General features: G+C 71.3%; 19 protein-coding genes and 1 tRNA gene. 10 read left to right on the forward strand and 10 right to left on the reverse strand.

The features are described from left to right. Positions 1–38 precede the first annotated feature (38 nt). The 3 genes from HD601_RS11405 to HD601_RS11415 all read left to right on the forward strand — a co-directional run bounded on the left by HD601_RS11405 (position 39) and on the right by HD601_RS11415 (position 2,521). The gene (locus tag HD601_RS11405; RefSeq protein WP_184821950.1) at positions 39–1,376 is read left to right on the forward strand and encodes a dipeptidase; all 1,338 of its coding nucleotides are present in this window, start codon (positions 39–41) and stop codon (positions 1,374–1,376) included. Positions 1,377–1,378: 2 nt separating this feature from the next. Further along, complete coding sequence (locus HD601_RS11410; RefSeq protein ID WP_184821952.1) at positions 1,379–1,918, forward strand: DUF1697 domain-containing protein; 540 nt, start codon at positions 1,379–1,381, stop codon at positions 1,916–1,918. A 174-nt stretch (positions 1,919–2,092) separates the two neighbouring features. Continuing rightward, entirely contained in the window at positions 2,093–2,521 is a 429-nt protein-coding gene (locus tag HD601_RS11415; RefSeq protein ID WP_184821954.1) for a hypothetical protein, read from the forward strand. A gap of 20 nt (positions 2,522–2,541) precedes the next feature. On the opposite strand, the gene HD601_RS11420 is transcribed toward HD601_RS11415, so the two are convergent. Continuing rightward, positions 2,542–3,375 (reverse strand): SDR family oxidoreductase, encoded by an 834-nt coding sequence (locus HD601_RS11420; protein WP_184821956.1) that lies wholly within the window; start codon positions 3,373–3,375, stop codon positions 2,542–2,544. Positions 3,376–3,511: 136 nt separating this feature from the next. Between HD601_RS11420 and purF the strand changes: the two genes are divergently transcribed. Both purF and HD601_RS11430 read left to right on the forward strand, forming a co-directional pair. Continuing rightward, a complete protein-coding gene (gene purF / locus HD601_RS11425) occupies positions 3,512–5,044 on the forward strand; it encodes an amidophosphoribosyltransferase (RefSeq protein WP_246400993.1) in 1,533 nt (510 codons plus the stop codon). Between the two features lie 172 nt (positions 5,045–5,216). Beyond that, the gene (locus HD601_RS11430; RefSeq protein WP_221440839.1) at positions 5,217–6,107 is read left to right on the forward strand and encodes an SH3 domain-containing protein; all 891 of its coding nucleotides are present in this window, start codon (positions 5,217–5,219) and stop codon (positions 6,105–6,107) included. 72 nt (positions 6,108–6,179) lie between these two features. Here HD601_RS11430 and HD601_RS35640 read toward each other — a convergent pair whose 3' ends face one another. Then, complete coding sequence (locus tag HD601_RS35640; protein WP_184821960.1) at positions 6,180–7,148, reverse strand: GNAT family N-acetyltransferase; 969 nt, start codon at positions 7,146–7,148, stop codon at positions 6,180–6,182. A 146-nt stretch (positions 7,149–7,294) separates the two neighbouring features. Between HD601_RS35640 and purM the strand changes: the two genes are divergently transcribed. Beyond that, on the forward strand, positions 7,295–8,365 hold the full coding sequence (purM, locus tag HD601_RS11440; protein WP_184821962.1) for a phosphoribosylformylglycinamidine cyclo-ligase: 1,071 nt from the start codon (positions 7,295–7,297) through the stop codon (positions 8,363–8,365). A 94-nt stretch (positions 8,366–8,459) separates the two neighbouring features. Here purM and HD601_RS11445 read toward each other — a convergent pair whose 3' ends face one another. Continuing rightward, complete coding sequence (locus HD601_RS11445; RefSeq protein WP_184821965.1) at positions 8,460–8,681, reverse strand: DUF3073 domain-containing protein; 222 nt, start codon at positions 8,679–8,681, stop codon at positions 8,460–8,462. A gap of 145 nt (positions 8,682–8,826) precedes the next feature. Then, complete coding sequence (locus tag HD601_RS11450) at positions 8,827–9,921, reverse strand: Glu/Leu/Phe/Val dehydrogenase (protein WP_184821967.1); 1,095 nt, start codon at positions 9,919–9,921, stop codon at positions 8,827–8,829. Positions 9,922–10,011: 90 nt separating this feature from the next. On the opposite strand from HD601_RS11450, the gene HD601_RS11455 reads away from it, so the two are divergent. Continuing rightward, positions 10,012–11,814, forward strand: coding sequence for a DHA2 family efflux MFS transporter permease subunit (locus HD601_RS11455; protein ID WP_221440840.1), 1,803 nt, complete (start codon positions 10,012–10,014; stop codon positions 11,812–11,814). A gap of 192 nt (positions 11,815–12,006) precedes the next feature. Next, positions 12,007–12,228: a BldC family transcriptional regulator gene (locus HD601_RS11460; protein WP_026874431.1), complete on the forward strand. Its 222-nt coding sequence runs from the start codon at positions 12,007–12,009 to the stop codon at positions 12,226–12,228. A gap of 428 nt (positions 12,229–12,656) precedes the next feature. Here HD601_RS11460 and HD601_RS11465 read toward each other — a convergent pair whose 3' ends face one another. Next, complete coding sequence (locus HD601_RS11465; RefSeq protein ID WP_184821969.1) at positions 12,657–13,721, reverse strand: aldo/keto reductase; 1,065 nt, start codon at positions 13,719–13,721, stop codon at positions 12,657–12,659. A gap of 77 nt (positions 13,722–13,798) precedes the next feature. On the opposite strand from HD601_RS11465, the gene HD601_RS11470 reads away from it, so the two are divergent. Beyond that, on the forward strand, positions 13,799–14,695 hold the full coding sequence (locus HD601_RS11470; RefSeq protein ID WP_184821971.1) for an alpha/beta fold hydrolase: 897 nt from the start codon (positions 13,799–13,801) through the stop codon (positions 14,693–14,695). A 99-nt stretch (positions 14,696–14,794) separates the two neighbouring features. Beyond that, a complete protein-coding gene (locus tag HD601_RS34730) occupies positions 14,795–15,514 on the forward strand; it encodes an LPXTG cell wall anchor domain-containing protein (RefSeq protein ID WP_184821973.1) in 720 nt (239 codons plus the stop codon). Positions 15,515–15,587: 73 nt separating this feature from the next. Here the strand turns inward: HD601_RS34730 and HD601_RS11480 are convergent, their stop codons facing one another. From HD601_RS11480 to HD601_RS11500, 5 genes are all read right to left on the reverse strand, one after another. After that, positions 15,588–16,019 carry a hypothetical protein gene (locus HD601_RS11480; protein ID WP_184821975.1) on the reverse strand — a complete coding sequence of 144 codons (432 nt, stop codon included), beginning with the start codon at positions 16,017–16,019 and terminating at the stop codon, positions 15,588–15,590. 129 nt (positions 16,020–16,148) lie between these two features. Beyond that, positions 16,149–16,221, reverse strand: a tRNA-Phe gene (locus HD601_RS11485). Between the two features lie 196 nt (positions 16,222–16,417). Further along, positions 16,418–18,424, reverse strand: coding sequence for a bifunctional copper resistance protein CopD/cytochrome c oxidase assembly protein (locus HD601_RS11490; protein ID WP_184821977.1), 2,007 nt, complete (start codon positions 18,422–18,424; stop codon positions 16,418–16,420). Next, positions 18,424–19,083 (reverse strand): copper resistance CopC family protein, encoded by a 660-nt coding sequence (locus tag HD601_RS11495; protein WP_184821979.1) that lies wholly within the window; start codon positions 19,081–19,083, stop codon positions 18,424–18,426. The genes HD601_RS11490 and HD601_RS11495 overlap by 1 nt, the downstream gene beginning before the upstream one ends. After that, positions 19,076–19,822 carry a YcnI family copper-binding membrane protein gene (locus tag HD601_RS11500; RefSeq protein ID WP_184821981.1) on the reverse strand — a complete coding sequence of 249 codons (747 nt, stop codon included), beginning with the start codon at positions 19,820–19,822 and terminating at the stop codon, positions 19,076–19,078. Before HD601_RS11500 ends, HD601_RS11495 begins: the two co-directional genes overlap by 8 nt. Positions 19,823–19,899 lie beyond the last annotated feature (77 nt).

A 19,899-nucleotide genomic window follows, 5' to 3' on the forward strand; every position in this document is an offset into this window, starting at 1 on the left:
GAACCCGGCTGTCGGCAGGGCGTCCTAGAGTGTCCGCCATGACCGACATTCGCGCCGCCGTCGAGGCCGTCCTGCCGTCCGTCCGCGCCGACCTCGAGCGGCTGGTGCGCATCCCCAGCATCAGCGCCGACCCCGCCCGGGCAGGCGACGTCCAGGCGAGCGCCGAGGCTGTGGCCGAGCTGGCCCGCGGCGCCGGGGCCGCGCAGGCCGACGTCGTCAGCGCCGGCGGCGGCCGCCCGGCGGTCATCGCTTCCTGGCCCGCGCCCGAGGGTGCGCCGACGGTCCTGCTCTACGCCCACCACGACGTCCAGCCCACGGGGCCGCGTGACGGCTGGACCAGCGACCCGTTCGAGCCGGTCGAGCACGACGGCCGGCTGTTCGGCCGCGGCGTCTCCGACGACAAGGCCGGCGTCGCCACGCACCTCGGCGCGCTGCGCGCGTTCGACGGCCGCCCGCCGGTCGGCGTGGTGCTGTTCGTCGAGGGCGAGGAGGAGATCGGCTCGCCCTCGTTCACCCCGTTTCTCGAGGCCCACCGCGAGCGCCTGGCCGCCGATGTCATCGTCGTGGCCGACTCCGCCAACTGGACCGCCGAGGTGCCGGCGCTCACCACCAGCCTGCGCGGCGGGGTCGACTGCCTCGTCACGCTGCGGGTGCTCGAGAAGTCGGTCCACTCCGGCGTCTTCGGCGGCCCGGTCGTCGACGCCCTGACCTCGCTGTGCCGGCTCATGGCCACGCTGCACGACGACAAGGGCGACGTCGCCATCGCGGGGCTGCTCACCACCGACGCTCCCGACGTCGACTATCCGGACGAGCGCTACCGGTCCGAGGCCGGCGTGCTCGATGGCGTCCAACTGGTCGGCAGCGGCTCGCTCCCCGAGCGACTGTGGACCCGCCCGACGGCGTCCGTGCTCGCCATCGACGCGCCCGCGGTGGCCGACGCCGCCAACATCCTGGTACACGAGGCGCGCGCCAAGGTCAGCGTCCGCATCGCCCCCGAGCAGGACCCGCGGGCCGCGCTCGACGCGCTCGAGGCGCACCTGCGCGAGCACGCGGAGTTCGGCGTGCAGGTCGAGATCACCGAGGGCATGGTCGGCGGCGGCTGCGCGCTGCCCACGTCCGGGCAGGTGGTCCAGGCGGCCGAAGAGTCGCTCACCGAGGCGTTCGGCGTGCCGTCGGTGCGCTCCGGCATGGGCGGCTCCATCCCGTTCATCGCCGAGTTCGAGCAGACCTTCCCCGACGCCACCGTGCTCGTCACCGGCATGGGCGACCCCCGCAGCGGCCCGCACGGCCTGAACGAGAGCCTCGACCTCGCCATGTTCGGCAAGGGCGTCCTGGCCGAGGCACTGCTGCTCGACAAGCTGTCCCGCCAGGACTGAGCATGGGGCGCCAGGTCGCGCTGCTGCGCGGGATCAACGTCGGGGGCAAGAAGAAGGTCGCCATGGCCGACCTGCGCGCCCTCGTCGAAGGGCTGGGCCACACCGACGTCCGCACCTACATCAACAGCGGCAACGTCGTCTTCACCAGCGGCACGCCGAAGGCCGGCCGGGCCGAACACGAGGGCGCGCTCGAGCAGGCCATCCACGCCGAGCTGGGGCTCGACGTCGCCGTCATGGTGCGCACCCACGACGAGCTGGCCGCCGCCGTCGACGCCAACCCGTTCCCCGCCGCCGAGCCGCCGCGGCTGCTGCTCAGCTTCCTGCGCGAGGCGCCGGAACCCGACGGCTACGCGGCGGCCGAGAAGGTCGAGTCCGGCGCCGACGAGTTCCGGGTCGACGGCACGACGGTGTACCTGCACTGTCCCGACGGCATCGGGCGCAGCAAGCTGGCCGAGGCCCTGAGCAAGCCCAAGGTGCCGGTCGGAACGGCGCGCAACCTCGCCACCGTCCGCAAGCTGGTCGAGCTGTCACAGGAACCGTGAAACAACGGTTTTCCTGAGCCGCCGCGCGTCCGCCCCGTGAGGGCCGGGCAACACCGGCGGGACACCGGGGGCCGGAGGTCCTCGTGGGCCGTCGGTCCAGACCCACAAAGTGGACAAAGCGCGCGATTCCGTTGCCCGGCCCGAACATCAAGACAACACTGAGAGACTTCGGCCATGGAGAACGAGGCCATCCTGCTGCAGGTGCGCGGCGGCGACCTGGTGGGCGTCAGCGAGTGGGTCTACGTGTGGCTGCGACCCGGCGCCGATCGCCCGGTCGTCTACGTCGGCAGCACGGCGGTGCCGGCGGTGGTGCGCATCTGGCTGCACCTGCACGACACCGACCCCGAGGTCGGCCGGATGAAGGCCCGCTATCCCGGCATCGAGCAGGACGACCTCGACGTGCTCGCGTTCCCCGTGCCGAGCCGGCTCGACCGTGCGGCGGTCAAGTCCGCTCTGGTCGACCGGCTCGAGGCGCGCGGCCTGCTGTCCGAGCGCTACGTCGGCGACCAGCCGGCGCTGCTGACCGGCAACGGCTCGGTCGCTCCCGCCGTCGAGTGGATGGTCGGTGAAGTGATCGCTCACAACGGCGCCGCCGCAGGCTGACGCCGTCGTCGACGGAAGGGTCAGCGCCGGGCCGCCAGCGCCCGCCCGACCAGCGTGTCGGTCAGCTCGCGCAGCTGCCGCCGGGCAGCCGGGTCCAGCGCCTGCGGCTTCGGCGTCGCCTCCATGGTCTGGTCGAAGTAGACGCCGCTGACGTCGGCCAATGCGGGGTCGGCGATGAGCCGCAGGGTGGCCTCGCCGCCGTCGTGCAGGGTGCTCAACGGCGTCAGTTCGGCCTCGCGGACCATGGACGTCGCCATGAGCGTGGCCGGGTGCAGCGTGTTGGCGGTGACGCCGGTGCCGCGCAGCTCCTCGGCGAGGTCGAGGGTGAACATGATCTGCGCGAGCTTGCTCTGCCGGTAGGCGCGGTAGCCGTCGTAGTCGTGGTCGAGCATGGGGTCGGCGAAGTCGATGGGCGCCTGGCCGATGGACGTGACGTTGACGATGCGCGCCGGCGCTGCCTTCACCAGGGCCGGCAGCAGCCGCCGGGTCAGGTGGTAGCCGGCCAGGTAGTTGACCGCGAACCGCAGCTCGATGCCGTCGGGGCTCAGCTCGCGGCCGGCGCCGGGTTCGCCGAAGCCGACGGCGGCGTTGTTGACCAGGACATCGAGGCCGGGGAAGCGTTCGAGCACCTCGTCGGCGAGCCGGTCGACCTGGCCGAGATCGGAGAGGTCGGCGCGCACGACGCCGAGCGGCTCGCGGCCGCCCTCGGCGCGGATCTCGCGGGCGGTTTCGTCCAGACGCGCCGGGTTGCGGCCGTGCAGGACGACGCCCACGCCGTCGGCCGCCAGCCGTAGCGCGAGCCATCGGCCCAGGCCATCGGTCGCGCCGGTGATGAGTACCGTCGTTGGGCTCATGTCCTAAGGCAACCACCCGGTGCCCCGGTGTTCTTCCCACCGCGCCGGTCCGCTCGCAATCCGCGGGCCGCTCCGTACACTGGGAGCCGTGGCCCGGGGAGATGGACGACTCACGCACGACATCAACCCACAAGAGATGGGTCCGCAGGACGCCTGCGGCATCTTCGGGGTGTGGGCGCCGGACGAAGAGGTCGCGAAGCTCACCTACTTCGGGCTGTACGCGCTGCAGCACCGTGGTCAGGAGTCCGCCGGCATCGCCGTCGGCAACGGGCAGCAGATCCTCGTCTACAAGGACATGGGCCTGGTCAGCCAGGTCTTCGACGAGTCGACGCTGAACACCCTGGTCGGCCACGTCGCCGTCGGGCACACCCGCTACTCCACCACCGGCGGCAGCCACTGGCAGAACGCGCAGCCGACGCTGGGCGCTACGCCCGCCGGCACCGTCGCGCTGGCCCACAACGGCAACCTCACCAACACCGCGGAGCTGTTCGACCTCGTACACGAGCGGGTGGGTGCGGCCAGCGGCGAGCTCCGCTACGGCAACACCACCGACACCGCGCTCATGACGGCGCTCATGGGCTCCTACGCCGACCGCACGCTCGAAGAGAGCGCCATCGAGGTCCTGGCGCAGGCGCGCGGGGCGTTCTCGCTGGTCTTCTCCGACGAGTCCACGCTCTACGCCGCCCGCGACCCTCAGGGCGTCCGCCCTCTTGTCCTCGGCCGGCTCGAGCGCGGCTGGGTCGTGGCCAGCGAGACCGCGGCGCTCGACATCGTGGGCGCGTCGTTCATCCGCGAGGTCGAGCCCGGCGAGCTCGTGGCCATCGACGCCGACGGCCTGCGCTCGCACCACTTCGCCACGCCGGAGCCCAAGGGCTGTCTGTTCGAGTACGTCTACCTCGCCCGGCCCGACACCCACATCTCCGGCCGCTCGGTGCACCAGACCCGCGTCGAGGTGGGCCGCCGGCTGGCGCGCGAGCACCCCGTCGACGCCGACCTCGTCATCCCGGTGCCCGAGTCCGGCACCCCGGCCGCCGTCGGCTACGCCGAGGAGTCCGGCATCCCCTACGGCATGGGCCTGGTCAAGAACGCCTACGTGGGGCGCACGTTCATCCAGCCGTCGCAGACGCTGCGCCAGCTGGGCATCCGGCTGAAGCTGAACCCGCTGCGCGAGATCGTCGCGGGCAAGCGGCTGGTCGTGGTCGACGACTCCATCGTGCGCGGCAACACCCAGCGGGCGCTGGTGCGCATGCTGCGCGAGGCCGGCGCCGCCGAGGTGCACGTGCGCATCTCCAGCCCGCCGGTCAGCTGGCCGTGCTTCTACGGCATCGACTTCGCCACCCGCGCGGAGCTCATCGCCACCGGTCTGTCGACCGACGAGATCTGCCGCTCCATCGGCGCCGACTCCCTCGGCTACGTCTCGCTCGACGCCCTCATCGAGGCGACGACGATGCGCAAGAACGACCTCTGCCGGGCCTGCTTCGACGGCGTCTACCCCATCGAGCCGCCGGTCCGCGCGGGCAAGGACGTGCTCGAGCAAGAGACCATCCCCGGCTGCGAGACGCCCGACCGCGACGGCCTCGAACGGGCCGCATCTCTCGGCGACCCCGCCGACGGCCTGAACACCCTGCTCAGCGCGGGTGGGGCCGCCGATGCGCTGCGGCGTCCGTGAGGCCGGGTTGTGACAAATCGCCCGAAATGTGGTTGCCTGCTCCTCGGTCACGAAACGGTATCGAGCTGAGTATGGGAGAGATGTAGTGCCGCGGTCCCGTCATGGACGGTCTCGTCATCGACGCAGCAGGGTGCTCTCGCTCTCTCGTCTGACGGCGCTGTCCCGACGTCGCATGGCTCTGCTCGCCGCGCCGGTGGCGCTGGCCGGAGCCGTCGTCGCCGGCATCACCCTCTGGCCCGACGACGGTTCCGACGTCGCCGCCAGCACCACCACGACGCTGGGCATCCCCGAGCGCGACCAGGACGCCAGTCGTGGCGAGGAGCGGCCGCCGCTGCCCCCGGTGAGGCCGAACGCGGGCCCGAGCGAGACGACGACGCCGACTCCCACCCCCACGCCGACGCCGACCCCCACACCGACGCCGACTCCCACCCCGACCCCGACCCCGACTCCCACCCCGGAGCCGACGGTGGCGGGGCAGCTGTTCGTGACGGCGGGCCTGAACGTGCGCACCAGCCCGGACCTCGAGTCCGAGGTCGTCACGGTGCTCGGCACCGGCACCGAGGTCGACATCACCGGCACCACCGAGGGCACCTGGTCGCAGATCCTCCTCGACGGCGAGCCCTACTGGGTCGCCACGGAGTACCTGTCCGAGGAGAAGCCGGCCGAGGAGCCGTCGGGTGGCATCTCCGCCGCCGAGTGCGACTCCGGCTCGAGCGTCGAGAACGGCCTCACCCAGGACGCCATCCGCGTGCATCGCGCGGTCTGTGCGCTCTTCCCGCAGGTCACCTCCTACGGCGGCGTCCGCTCCGGCGACGGTGGCGAGCACGGCACCGGCCGGGCCCTCGACATCATGATCCGCGGCTCCGTCGGCGACGAGATCGCGGCCTACGTTCGCGAGAACTACCGCGAGCTGGGCGTCAGCGAGGTCATCTGGCAGCAGCGCATCTGGACGGTCGAGCGCTCCTCCGAGGGCTGGCGCTGGATGGAGGACCGCGGCGACGACACCGCGAACCACTACGACCACGTCCACGTGACCGTCTACGGCAACGAGGGCACCACCTGAGCCGGTGAGCCTCCGCTGATGGCGGGTGGTCCGGTGGCGCTCTGACGCCACCGAACCACCCGCCGTCGCGCGTCAGCCGACGAGGTCGATGCGGGCGCTCTCCTCCACGAACCCAGCCGCCTCGAACGCCCTGCGCATGGGGACGTTCTCGTCGTCGGTCTCGCCGACGACCTTCTCGGCGCCCTGGTCGGCCTGCCAGCGCGTCATCCAGGCCAGCAGCTCGCGGGCGTAGCCGCGGCCGCGCTGCTCCGGCACGACGCCCACGTAGCCGGTGAACACCTTGGTGCCGGGGTTGCCGGTGACCAGCCCCACCAGCGCCCCCGAGGCGTCGTAGGCGACCCGCCAGCCGTCGACGGGGCCGGCGTAGTTCACCATGTCGGCCAGTTCCTCGGCGGCGAGCTCCGCCGCGTCACGGGTGCGCAACGACCGCCGCGTGTGGGCGTCGAGGCTGCCCTCGAAGGTGCGCCGGTACGCGTCGGCCAGGACGGGGTCGTCCGGACCGGTGACGGGCGCGAACCGCAGGCTCACGCCGTCGTCGCTCAGAGCCGGCAGACCCGCCGACGGCGTCCAGCGGAACCGGCGCCGCGTCACGAGGATCTCGAAGCCGGCCGCCTTGGCCGCCGCCAGCAGGTCGTCGAGGGCCGGCGGCCGGTCGTCGCGCCAGCCGGCCGGCGGGAACAGGTTCAGCTCGACCTGATCGAGCCCGGCGGCACGCAGGTCGGCCGCGGCCTGCCGCAGCAGTGCGGCCATGACCTCGACGCGGTCCGGCTCGGCGCCGAGGTCGAAGAAGTCGAGGATCCACGGGTGGTCGTTGGCGGGAGCGCCCCAGCCGGCCAGGCGGGCGACGGTGCGGCCGCCGTCGTCGCCGCGTTCGGCGACCCAGACCCACTCGGGCCGGCGGTTGCGGTTGGCGAAGGCGGTGGTGAGGTGCTCGTCGGTGACGACGAGGTCGGAGATGGGGGTGCCCAGCTCGGAGCGGGCGCCGCGGAGCAGGGCGACCGCCTGCTCGGGCGTGGCGGGACGGGTGATGCTGAACTGCACGGCTCTCTCCTCGAGAGTCAGCCGCCGTCTCCTCGACGGAGGGCGGCGCGGAAGACCTGGCGGTACATCGCGACCTCCTCTCCCGTCGGGCCGGACCCCTACCGGCCCGGACGCTGTGCGCGAGCCTACCGGATACCCTTCTACTCGTGTCGAGCAGCGAGAGCGCGCCCTCGGGTGCCACCTATGCCAGCGCCGGGGTCGACATCGAGGCCGGTGACCGCGCCGTCGAGCTGATGAAGGAGTGGGTCGCCAAGACCCGCCGCCCCGAGGTCGTCGGCGGCCTCGGCGGCTTCGCCGGGCTGTTCGACGCCAGCGCGCTCAAGGCCTACCGGCGGCCGCTGCTGGCCACCAGCACCGACGGCGTCGGCACCAAGGTCGCGGTGTCGCAGCGCATGGACGTCCACGACACCATCGGCTTCGACCTCGTCGGCATGGTGGTCGACGACATCGTGGTGTGCGGGGCCGAGCCGCTGTTCATGACCGACTACATCGCCTGCGGCCGCGTGGTCCCTGAGCGCACCGCGGCCATCGTCAAGGGCATCGCCCAGGCCTGCGTGGCGGCCGGCTGCGCCCTCAGCGGCGGCGAGACCGCCGAGCACCCGGGCCTGCTGGGTCCCGACGAGTACGACGTCGCCGGTGCCGTCACGGGCGTCGTCGAGGCCGACGCGCTGCTCGGCGCCGAGCGGGTGCGCGCGGGCGACGCCGTCGTGGCCATGGCGTCGTCGGGGCTGCACTCCAACGGCTACTCGCTGGTGCGCCACGTCCTCCTCGAGCGGGCCGGCTGGGCGCTGGACCGCGACGTGCCGGAGTTCGGCCGCACGCTGGGCGAGGAGCTGCTCGAGCCGACCCGCATCTACGCCCGCGACTGCCTGGCCCTGGCGGCCGCCGTCGAGGTGCACGCCATGTCGCACGTCACCGGCGGGGGGCTTGCCGCCAACCTGGCGCGGGTGCTGCCGCCCACGGTCACGGCGCGGCTGGACCGTTCCACCTGGGCGCCGCAGCCGGTGTTCGGGATGGTCGGCGAGGTGGGCGGCGTGGCCGAGCCAGAGCTGGAGAAGACCCTCAACATGGGCGTCGGCATGGTGGCCGTGGTGGCCCGGGACGCGGCGGACGAGGCCGTGCGCGTGCTGACCGAGCGGGGAGTGCCGGCCTGGATCGCCGGCGAGGTGCAGGAAGGCGACGGGTCGGCGACCCTGCACGGTGCCTATCGCGGCTGAGGGTGTGCCCGTGATCGGCTCGGGCGGACTGTTGGCCCCGGACACCCGAAGCCAACAGACCGTCCAGACGATGCTCTGAAGCTATCGGACCGGGTCAACCCGCGTGACGACGGGATTCGTCGTCGTCATCGTCGGCGAGGTAGCGGGAGTACTCGTCGTACTCCTCGTTGCTCTCCTCGTCGAGGTCCGTGTCACTGCCGCCATTGCCGTCGGTGCCCAACTCACGCTGCAAAGCGCCGAAGTCGGTGTCCAGCTGCTGGTACTTCAACCGACGGGCGACCTTTGTTTGCTTGGCCTTGGCCCGGCCGCGCCCCATAGGGTCGACCCCCTCGCACAAACCGGGGCGACCAGTTCACTGGACGCCCTCGTTTCCGTTCGAATGACATCTACTCGTAGGGATAACGGTACAGGGTCCGAGGCTGTTCCGCCTCATCCGGTACCAACTCGGACCCTGTGGCGCGTCATCGTCCCAGGTAGACGTCTCGCAATCGGCTGACCGCGGCGATGCGGCGCTCGGCGAGGCGGTCGGCCGCGACCGCCGGGGGGACGCCGTCGTCGGCGGCCAGCTGGAAGATCGCACGCGTCGTGTCGTAGATCTTCGTGGCCTTCGCCCTGGCCCGCTCGAAGGAGAATCCGTGCAGCTCGTCGGCCACCTGGATGACGCCGCCGGAGTTCACGACGTAATCCGGGGCGTACAGGACGCCGGCGTCGTCGAGGCTCTTCTCGATGCCGGCGTGGGCGAGCTGGTTGTTCGCCCCGCCGCAGACGGCGGAGACCCGGCCCTCGGTGAGCAGTGTGACGGTGTCGTCGTCGAGCGCCCCGCCGAGCGCGCACGGCGCGTACACGTCGATGCCCGCACGGAGCAGCTCGGTGGCGTCGCCGACGACGTCGACCTGCGGGTGCGCGGTACGCAGCTGCTCGACCGCGTGCTCGGACACGTCGGTGACGACGACCGAGGCGCCTTCGTCGAGCAGCAGGCCGGTGAGCTTCGAGCCGACCTTGCCGACGCCCGCGATGCCGACCCGCCGGCCCGACAGGCTGGTGCCGCCCCAGACCCGCTCGGCGACGGCGCGCATGCCCTGGAAGACGCCGAAGGCCGTGAGCACGCTGGAGTCGCCGGCGCCGCCCTCGGCCGGGGAGCGGCCGGTGACCCAGCGGCTCTCGCGGGCCACGACATCCATGTCGGCGACGTAGGTGCCGACGTCGCAGGCGGTGATGTAGCGGCCGCCGAGCGAGGCGACGAACCGGCCGTAGGCGCGCAGCAGCGTCTCGGTCTTGTCGAGGTCGGGGTCGCCGATGATGACGGCCTTGCCGCCACCGTGGTCGAGCCCGGCGAGGGCGTTCTTGTAGGTCATGCCGCGGGACAGATGGAGCACGTCCTCGAGCGCGGCGTCCTCGGACTCATAGGGGTAGAAACGCGTTCCGCCGAGGCCGGGTCCCAGCGCGGTGGAGTGCAGAGCGATGATGGCTTTCAGGCCGCTGCCGGCATCGTGGCAGAAGACGACCTGCTCGTGTCCGGTGTGACGACCGAACACCAGGGGCGACGCCTTGGTCATGGTGGTGACCCTTTCACGTCAGGGCCCGCGGGGTGTGCGGGCCTGGGTGTCACGCTCACTCTAGGAGGGATCGGGCAAGAGCGGCGACGAGTGGGGGCCGAAGGCTCCCTCGAGTCGTCGGTGCAAGCTGCAGGACTGGGTGGCTGTACACGGGCTTGCCCGATCCGACATTTCATGTTCAGCCGGACGGGGTACGCGGCATGTGCGGGCCGCTCGACACGGGCGACTCGACGCGGGGGACCGGGAGGTAACACGGTGAGGCGCTGGCACGGCAATCCCTGGGCGATCCTGCTCACTCTGTGTCTCGGATTCTTCATGACGCTGCTCGACGTCACGATCGTCAACATCGCGATCCCGAGCATGATGGAGGACCTCGGCGCGTCGCTCGACGAGATCCTGTGGGTCATCAACGCCTACGTGATCATGCTGGCGGTGCTGGTCATCACGGCCGGGCGGCTGGGCGACCTGCGCGGACAGCGGTCGATGTTCATCATCGGCGTCGCGGTGTTCACGGCGGCGTCGCTGGCCTGCGGGCTGGCGCAGGGGCCGGCCATGCTGATCGCGTTCCGGGTGGTGCAGGGCATCGGCGCGGCGATCCTCATGCCGCAGACGTCGGCGCTGCTGATCACCACGTTCCCGCCGGAGAAACGCGGGACGGCCTTCGGCATCTGGGGCGCGGTGGCCGGCGTGGCGACGGTGGCCGGGCCGACGCTGGGCGGGCTGCTGGTGACGGTGTTCGACTGGCGGTGGATCTTCTTCGTCAACATTCCCGTGGGCATCGTCGTCCTGGCCATGGCGTGGACGATCATCCCGGAGTCGCCGCGGCGCGAGCGGCACGCCCTGGACCTGCCGGGCGTCGCACTGGCCAGCGTGGCGCTGGTGTGCCTGACCTTCGGCCTGGTCGAGGGCGAGCGGTTCGGCTGGGGGCAGGTGTGGGAGTTCGTGTCGATCCCGGCGCTGCTGATCGCCGGCGGCGTCCTGCTGGCGGTCTTCCTGGCGCTGCAGGCCAGGCGCCAGGACCGCGAGCCGCTGATCCCGTTCGGCCTGTTCGACGACCGCAACTACGCGGTGATGAACGGCGTGGCGGCGCTGGTCTCCGTGGCCATGGTCAGCACGTTCCTGCCGATCACCATCTACCTGCAGTCGGTGCTCGGGCACACCGCGCTGGCGGCCGGCCTGACGCTGGCGCCGATGTCCGTGGTGTCCATGGTCGTGGCCCCGCTGGCGGGCCGGTACACCGACCGCGTGGGCGGCAAGTACATACTGATGGCCGGGCTGCTGCTCTACGGCGCCGGCATCCTGACCTTCGCCCTGGTGGCGACGGACGACTCGCAGTGGTGGCACTTCCTGCCGTCGCTGCTGGTCGCGGGGCTCGGCCTGGGGGCGGTCTTCGCTCCGATGAACGCAGTGGCGATGCGCGACATACCGGGGCGGGTGGCCGGTGCGGCTTCCGGGGTGCTGAACACCACCCGGCAACTGGGCCAGGTGATCGGCAGTGCGGCGGTCGGCGCGGTCCTCCAGGGCCTCTTGGTCGGCCGGTTGTATTCGGAGGCGGTTGCGGCGGCAACCTCATTACCGGAGGAGACCCGGCAACCGTTCATCGACGGTTTCGCCGGGGCCGCACAAGGGGGACTGCAGGTCAGCGCCGCGCAAGACGGAATTGACATCCCTGTGCCACCCGGAGTTTCTGAGGAAGTCGTAAGAAAGATCGCCGAAATGGCACACGATGTGTTCATACAGGGCTATGTTGATGCAATGAAGCCGACGCTGATCGTTCCGGTCGCCGCCGTGGCATGTGGGGCGCTCCTGTGTCTTGCAGTCAAGCGGGGGCGAACGGGCCGAGAAGAGGAGGCTCAGGATGCCGGCGCTCGGACGATCTCCGATGCCGGCTGAGCCCGACCTGGCACGACTTGGGTCGGTTCGCGGCTTACGTGGACCTTACGTAGGCTAGAGACACCCTGGGTGGACATCATCCGAATGGATGGCATCGGTCGAGCCGTACGGGCGGTGTCCTTCAGGGGCGTGACAAGGTGGAATATCCGGTGTGGCGGGAAACCTCCCGCTATGGGATCTAAGGAGGTGACGATGGCGACCAGGACACAAGACGCCGAGCCCCTCCTCACTCCTGCCGAGGTGGCGGCCATGTTCCGGGTGGATCCGAAGACGGTGACCCGGTGGGCCAAGGCCGGCAAGCTCACGTCGATCCGGACGCTCGGTGGCCACCGGCGGTACCGCGAGTCCGAGGTGCGTGCGCTGCTCAACGGGCAAGGGTCCGCAGTGGAGCGCGTCGAGGTCGGCGAGCTCTAAGGGGTGAGAATCGTCCCAGCATACGCTCGACCTTGCCGAGCGGGGGCGGTACACGGGGAAGTCAAGGCTGGGCCCGTAGGCGGCGGGCCAGGCCTGCGGCGGGGGCTGCGCGGAAACGCGTAACTAGAAGTCGTGTGACCTGTGGGGCAGGATCACACGAGGTCGGCGTCGCGAGTGCGATGCGGTCCGCTCCGGGTGGGAGTCAGGGCTGCTTCAGTCGCACCGCACCAGCCGCCAGGCGTCGACACGGGCGGTAAGCAGGTAGGCCGCCCGTGTCCGCTACTTTCAACGATCATTTTCTTTTCTCGCACATCCTCTTTCTCATCGGCCATTCGGCCTGACGATGTGCGTCCTTCAATGCTCAATCATTGTCCGGCATTCGAGATCGGGCTTTGTGGCGGCGTGAATTCCGCTCGGTTCGGCGGGACTCAGGCGGCCGGGCGATCCGGCAGTGGCCGGCGCCGGCGGGCCGGGTCCGAGAGCGACACCGGCGTCCACGCACCGTCGGGGTGATAGGCGTTGCTGCCCGGCGGCACGATGGCGTCGATACGGTCCAGCGTCGCGTCGTCCAGCGTGAGCTCGGCGCCGTCGAGCAACGACTCCAGCTGCTCCATGGTGCGCGGTCCGATGATCGTCGACGTGACGGCCGGGTGCGCGAGGGTGAACGCGATGGCGAGCTGCGGAAGACTGCAGCCGACGCCGTCGGCGACCTCGACCAGGTGCTCGACGATGTCGAACTTGGCCGCGTTCTGCGGCAGGGCGGGGTCGAACCGGCCAGGCGTGAGCTTGGCCCGTCCGGCGGTGAGATCGACGGGCTCGCCCCTGCGGTTCCTGCCGGACAGGAAGCCGGAGGCGAGCGGGCTCCAGGTCAGGACGCCCATGCCGTAGCGGTGGCAGGTCGGCAGCAGCGACCTCTCGATCTCGCGGGCCAGCAGCGAGTACGGCGGCTGCTCGGTGCGGAATCGCAGCAGACCCCGTCGTTCGGCGACCTGATGCGCCTCGACGATCTCCTCGGCCGGGAACGTGGAGCAGCCGAACGCGCGGATCTTGCCCTGGTGGACGAGGTCGCTCAGCGCGGACAGCGTCTCCTCGACATCGGTGGTGTGGTCGGGCCGGTGCACCTGGTAGAGGTCGATCCAGTCCGTCTGCAGCCGGCGCAGGCTGTCCTCGACCGCGGTCATGATCCAGCGCCGCGAGTTGCCGCTGCGGTTGGGCCCGTCGCTCCTGGGCCCGTCACCTACAGGAAAGTGCACCTTGGTCGCCAGGACGACGTCGTCGCGCCGCCCCTGCAGCGCCTTGCCGACGATCACCTCCGACTCGCCGCCGGAGTACATGTCCGCGGTGTCGACGAGGTTGATGCCGCGGTCGAGCGCGGCGTGGATGATGCGGGCACCGTCCTCGTGATCGGGGTTGCCGATCGCGCCGAACATCATGGTGCCGAGGGCGTAGGGGCTGACGTGGATGCCGGTGCCGCCGAGTGGTCGATAGCGCATGGGAGCGACGCTACGTTTTCGAGCGCGCTCGAAGTCAAGGCGCGTTTGGGGTGCTGTCTGCCGGCTACGTAGGGGCCATGTTCGACGGGTTCCGGCTGGAGCGGGTACGCACGAGCGAGGCGGACCTGCGGGTCCGCCACGGCGGCAGCGGCCCGCCGGTCCTGCTGCTGCACGGGCATCCGCGCACGCACACGACTTGGCACCGGGTCGCGCCGCTGCTGGCGGAGCGGCACACCGTCGTCTGCCCGGACCTGCGCGGTTACGGCTCGTCCAGCGGGCCGGCGCCCGCACCGGATCACTCCGCGCACTCGAAGCGCGCCATGGCCGCCGACGGCGTCGAGCTGATGCGGGCACTCGGGCACGACCGCTTCGCCGTCGTCGGGCACGATCGTGGCAGTTACGTCGCCTACCGGCTCGCGCTGGACCACCCGGACGCCGTCACCGCCCTGGCCGTGCTCGACTGCGTCCCGATCGGCGAGGCCCTCGCCCGCTGCGACGCGCGGTTCGCGGAGGATTGGTACCACTGGTTCTTCTTCGCCCAGCCCGAGCGGCCGGAACGGGTGATCAACGCCGACCCGGACGCCTGGTACTCGGTCGGGGAAGCCGGTTCGGCGAACACCCCCGAGCGGATGGGTGCCGAGAACTTCGCCGACTTCCTGCGCGCGATCCACGACCCCGCGACCGTGCGGGCGATGCTCGAGGACTACCAGGCCGGCTTGTCCGTCGACCGCGCCGCCGACGACGCCGACCGCGCGGCCGGCCGGCGCATCGGCTGCCCGGTCCTCGTGGTCTGGTCCGCACGCGACGACCTGCCCGGGTTGTACGGCGACGCCCTGTCGGTCTGGCGGCCCTGGGCGGGTGACCTCCGGGCGGCGATCATCGACTCCGGCCACCACGTGGCCGAGGAGGCGCCGGACGATCTGGCCCGGCTGTTGCTCGGCTTCCTCCCGCCCGCGAAGGGGTGCGAAGAGTAGAGAACTCTCATCTTCTGTGGTGATTTGTCGATCTCTAGGTGCGGTATGTTCCGGCGCGATGTGCGCTAAATCCCTTCTATGACCATATGAGGTTGAATCGTGCGGAAGACCATCATCGGTGGGTTCGGGGCGCTGGCACTCACGGTCGCGGGAGCGGCGCCGGCACTGGCGGACGACCAGGACACTGGGAACGCTGTCGCCTCCTACGGCAGCGACGACGGCGGCCATGACGATGACGGCGGCGACGACGACGGTCACGACGACGGCGGCGACTACGGCGACCAGGACGGCGACGACGACGGCGGTCACGACGACGGTGGCGACGACAACGGTGCCGATGAGAACGGTCACGACGACGGTGGCGACGACAACGGTGCCGATGAGAACGGTGCCGATGAGAACGGCGCTGACGAGAACGGGGCTGACGAGAACGGCACGGACGACGGCGGCGACGAGAACGGCGCTGACGAGAACGGGGCTGACGAGAACGGGGCTGACGAGAACGGCACGGACGACGGTGCCGACGAGAACGGCGCCGACGAGAACGGCGCCGACGACGGCGGCGACGACAATGGTGCCGACGAGAACGGCTCGGACGTGGGCGCCGACACCGGCGACGCGAACGGCGACGACGCGGGCGCCGAGAACGGTGGCGATGACGACGGCACCGGCACGGACGACGCGGCGAGCGACGAGAACGGTGACGAACTCCCCGACACCGGCTCGGACTCGGCCCTGATCGCTCTGGGCGGCCTGGCCATGGCCGCCGCCGGCGGCGCGGCGATCGCGGTGCGCCGCCGTCGTTCCGAGACTGCCTGACCGCTATTCGACCTGGCTCTGCGCCCGTCGGTCCCTCCCGGCCGGCGGCGCAGAGTCATGTCCAGGCCTGGCCTCAGGGTGTCTCCGGCGACCGGAGGTGCTCGATCGAACGTCTCTCGATGAAGTGCGGATACGCCGGGATGGGCCGGCCATCGATCAGGTCCACGCCGCAGATGGAGACGTCGGGCCGATGCGAAAGAAGGTCCAGGTCGCGGAGGCCGTCGTCGAGGCGGCAGAGGACCGACGGTTCTCGGGCGCTATCGGTCACCAGAACGTGCTCGTGCCTGCCTACCGCCGTCTCGCGAGCCCACGCCACGACATCTTCGTCACCCACGTCTGGTGTCAGGCGCAGGTATCGGTGGGGCACTCCGCTCCAGTCGAGTCCAGCACCCATCCACCGCATTGTGCACAGATACGTGTCGAAGGCCGACGAGAACTCGACCGGCAGGATCGATCCAGCATGCTCGGTGAGCCACCGTGCCAGTTCCGAATCGTCAGTGCGCACCGTCCAAGTGTGCACATGCATTCGGTGCAGTCGCGGCCGCGGCCCCAGCGTGCCCCACGGGGCGGATACGACAGGGGAATCACGGTCGTCTGTGGCGACGAATCAGAGATGTTCGCGCTGGTGAAGGGGTGGACAGGGGCGGGTTCGATCCGCCGACCTTCCGCTTTTCAGGCGGACGCTCTTCCAACTGAGCTACCTGTCCTTGCGTTGGCGGGACGAGTTTAACCGACGCCGCCGCTGGGGTGAAATCGCGCCCTCCGAGAACGGTCGGTGATCACGACGGTGTGAGATCGCTGCAGCAACCGTGGTAGATCGCTGTTGCCAGAGCGACAGCAATGCCACCCGGGCGGTGCTGCGATCTCACACCGCTGCCGCCGGCACCCGAGCGCAACCCATCCTCACTTCTCGCGGCGGGAGCGCTCGTCGAGCTGGGCGAGGTAGGCGTTGTAGGCGCCACGCTCGGCCTCCTCGGAACCCTCGCGCCGGTCGAAGCGCCGCGCCTCGCGTTCGTCCGAGCGGTACCACTGGACGAACAGCACGCCGATGACCAGCAACCCCGGCACCTCGCCGAAGCCCCAGGTGATCTGCCCGGCCAGGATCTGGTCGTCCAGCGGATCGGGCAGCCACGGAATCTCGACGGCGATCTCGCGGTAGTAGTCGCCGGCGATGAGGCGCGACGACTCCATCAGTGCGAGCCCGAACACGGCGTGGAAGGCCATGGCCAGCAGCAACAGCACCACGCGGGCCGGGAACGGCGGCCGCTTGGGGAGCGGGTCGATGCCGATGAGCATCTCGAAGAAGATGTAGCCGACCACGAGGAAGTGGACGCTCATCAGCATGTGGCCGGTGTGCGAGCGCATCGCCGACTCGAACAGGCCGGTGAAGTAGACCGTGTACGCGCCGGACACGAACAGCGCCAGCGCCACCAGCGGGTGGGTGAGCACACGGGCGACCGGGCTGTTGACGGCGGAGACGATGAGCTCGCGGGGGCCGAGCTGTCCCCGTCGGGCCGGCTTCAGGGCGCGCAGCGCCAGCGTGACCGGTCCGCCCAGCACCAGCAGGATCGGGCTGATCATCATCAGCACCATGTGCTGGACCATGTGCACCGACAGCATCACCATGCCGTAGGTCTGCATCCCCGACAGGCCCACGAACGCGACCGTCGCCAGCCCGGCCATCCAGGCGACCGTGCGGCCGATGGGCCAGCGGTCGCCGCGGCGGTGCAGCCGCCAGATGCCGCCGACATACAACAGGAAGCCGGCCAGCACACCGAGCGCGAACAGCGCGTCCGGGTAGGTCTCGGTGAAGATCCGGCCAAAGCCGAACTCGGGCGGGATCGGGAAGCCGATGAGGGTGCGGACGACGGTGCGCACCTCGGGGATCTCCGGGCCCGGCGGCTCGGTGCGGCTCAGCGCGACGGCGAGGCCCAGGGCGACCGCCATGATGACGACCTCGCCGACCGCCAGCCGCCGGAACGCGCCGGGCTTGCCCGCCTCGAGCAGCGGCAGTGTCCGGGTCCGATGCTGCCAGCCCAGCCATCCCAGCCCCACCAGTGCGAGCACCTTCCCGAACAGGATGAGCCCGTACGCCGACGTGAACACCTCGCCCAGGTTGTCCAGCCGCACCCACGCGTTGAGCACGCCACTCGCCGCCACCATGACAAAGCAGCCGAGGGCGACGGCGGAGAAGGCGGCCGCCACCCGTGGCAGGTCGCGACCGCGCCGCCCCGCGTACCACGACAGTGCCACCAGCCCGCCGACCCAGACGGCCATCCCGATCAGGTGCACCAGCAGCGACACCCGCGCCGAGTGGTGGTAGTCGCCCGACGACGAGTGCCCGATGAGGCTGAGCGGGACCAGCGTCGCCACCCCGAGGCAGAACAGCGCGATCGCCCCGCCCTGCCCGATGGTCAGCCGCGCCGCCGGCACGATCGCCAGCGCCAGCACCACCATGGCCGCGTACGCCCGGCCCTGCTCGACGGTCGAGGTGTAGGAGACGAACGAGTCGCCCGCCAGCGCGTCCGGCAGAGGCCGCCCGACCAGGTCGGACAGCGTCAGCAGGTGCACGGCACCGGCGGCCAGGGCCAGGATCAGGGCCGAGATCGACGCCCCGCGCAGCGCGCGCAGCGCGTCGCCCTGCAGTTCGCCCTTGCGCACCGGCAGCACCACCGCCAGGCCGAGCATGCCGATGGTGACCGCACCGGCCCCGTCGAGCACGACCTTGGCGATCGGCAGGCCCCACTTCGTGACCTCGCCGGGCTCGCCGAGGCCGGGGATGCCCGCCGTCGCGCCGCCACCGCCGAGGACCATCGCGACGACCAGCGTGACGAGGGCGACCGCGGCCGCCGCCGCACCCCATTGGCGGGTGGGCGGGACGACGTCGGTGGCCGGTGTGGAAGTGCTCATCAGCTGTCAGTGTCCTCCGCGGTCCCGCGGCGCCGGCCACCGGCCGCCCAGAACGCGAGCAGCGCGACGATGACGGCGCCGCCCGCGATCAGCAGCACGGTCGCCGTCGTGCCGAGTCCGCCGTCGTCGGACGAGGTGTCGTCGACGCCCGCCGACACCGTGGCCTCGTCGGACGGCGTCTCGGTCTCTGCCGACGGGGTGGGCGACGGCGTCGACGGCGGCCCCGCGGCGGTGGAGCTGGGGGCTGACGGCGTCGACGGCTCGGCTGGGCCGACGCCGCTCACGGTGAAGGCGACGGTGCCGTCGATGGGGTGGCCGTCGGAGGAGACCACCCGGTAGGCGATCGTGTACGCGCCGTCCGGCAGCTGGGCGACGGCCTGCGTGACGGTGTCGCCGACGGTCTCCGGGGCGCCGTCCTGGAACGTCGCCCCGGACGCGTCCGTGACCGCGACCTGGACGAACTCGCCGGGGATCGCCGCGCTGAAGACCAGCTCGACCGACGTGAGCGGGGTGCTGACGGTGCCGCCCTCCTCGGGCGTGCTGCCGACGAGCTGGTCGTGCGCGGCGGCGACCGGCGCGGCCACGAGCGAGAGGGACAGCCCGGCGACCGGGGCCGCGGCCAGCGCCGCGACCCCGATCAGGCGTCGAGCCCTACGCATTGCGCCGCCGCAGCGCCGCGGCGCCGATGCCGAGGCCGGCCGCGCCGACCACCAGGCCCGCGATGCCGACCCCGCGGGCGAGCCCGTCGGAGCCGTCATCGTCCGTCCCGTCGGCCGAGGCCGCCTCCGCGTCGGAGCCGGACTCGGAGTCGGCAGCGGGCTCCTCGTCGGCGACGGTGTCGACCTCGTCCTCGGCGGGTGCCTCGACGACCTCGAGCACCGGCGCCGGGCGGTCCGGCTCCTCCTGACCCTCGACAGTCTCCTCGGCCCACGCGACGATCTCGCCGTCGTCGTAGGTCTGGGTGGCCGGGAACAGATAGGTGCCGGCGTCGGGGAGCGGGCCGACGGAGATGGCGAACTCGTCGAACTCGCCCGGGCCGATCCGCACACCGGGCTCGGCGGTCCAGGTGACGGCGGTGACCGCCTCTTCGAGCGTGCGGTCGCCGACCTGCACCGGCTCCGGGAACTGGGTGGTGGTGAGCTCGGCGGTCCAGCCGGCATGCGGCTGCACCCGGACCGACGGGATCGGGGTGTCGGCGGGCAGGTCGAGCTTCACCTGCACCGTCCCCGCGGTGTCGGACTCGTTCGGCACCCGGACGGTGATCTTGGCGTAGGAGCCCGCGGTGTCGACGTCGGGCCGGATGGTGACGTGCGCCGAGGCGGGTCCGGCGAGGACCAGCCCCAGCGCGAGGGCGCCGCCGGCGGCGAGGCCCGCCCGGGCGAGGGTACGTGTGATCATGAAATTGCGTCCTTTGTCGGAAGTCGTGGAGATGCGGGGAAGCGCCACGGCGCCGCAACCGGCACCGCGTCCCCCGT

Origin of the sequence: Jiangella mangrovi (genome assembly GCF_014204975.1) — a bacterium.
GTDB classification, from domain to species: Bacteria; Actinomycetota; Actinomycetes; order Jiangellales; family Jiangellaceae; genus Jiangella; species Jiangella mangrovi.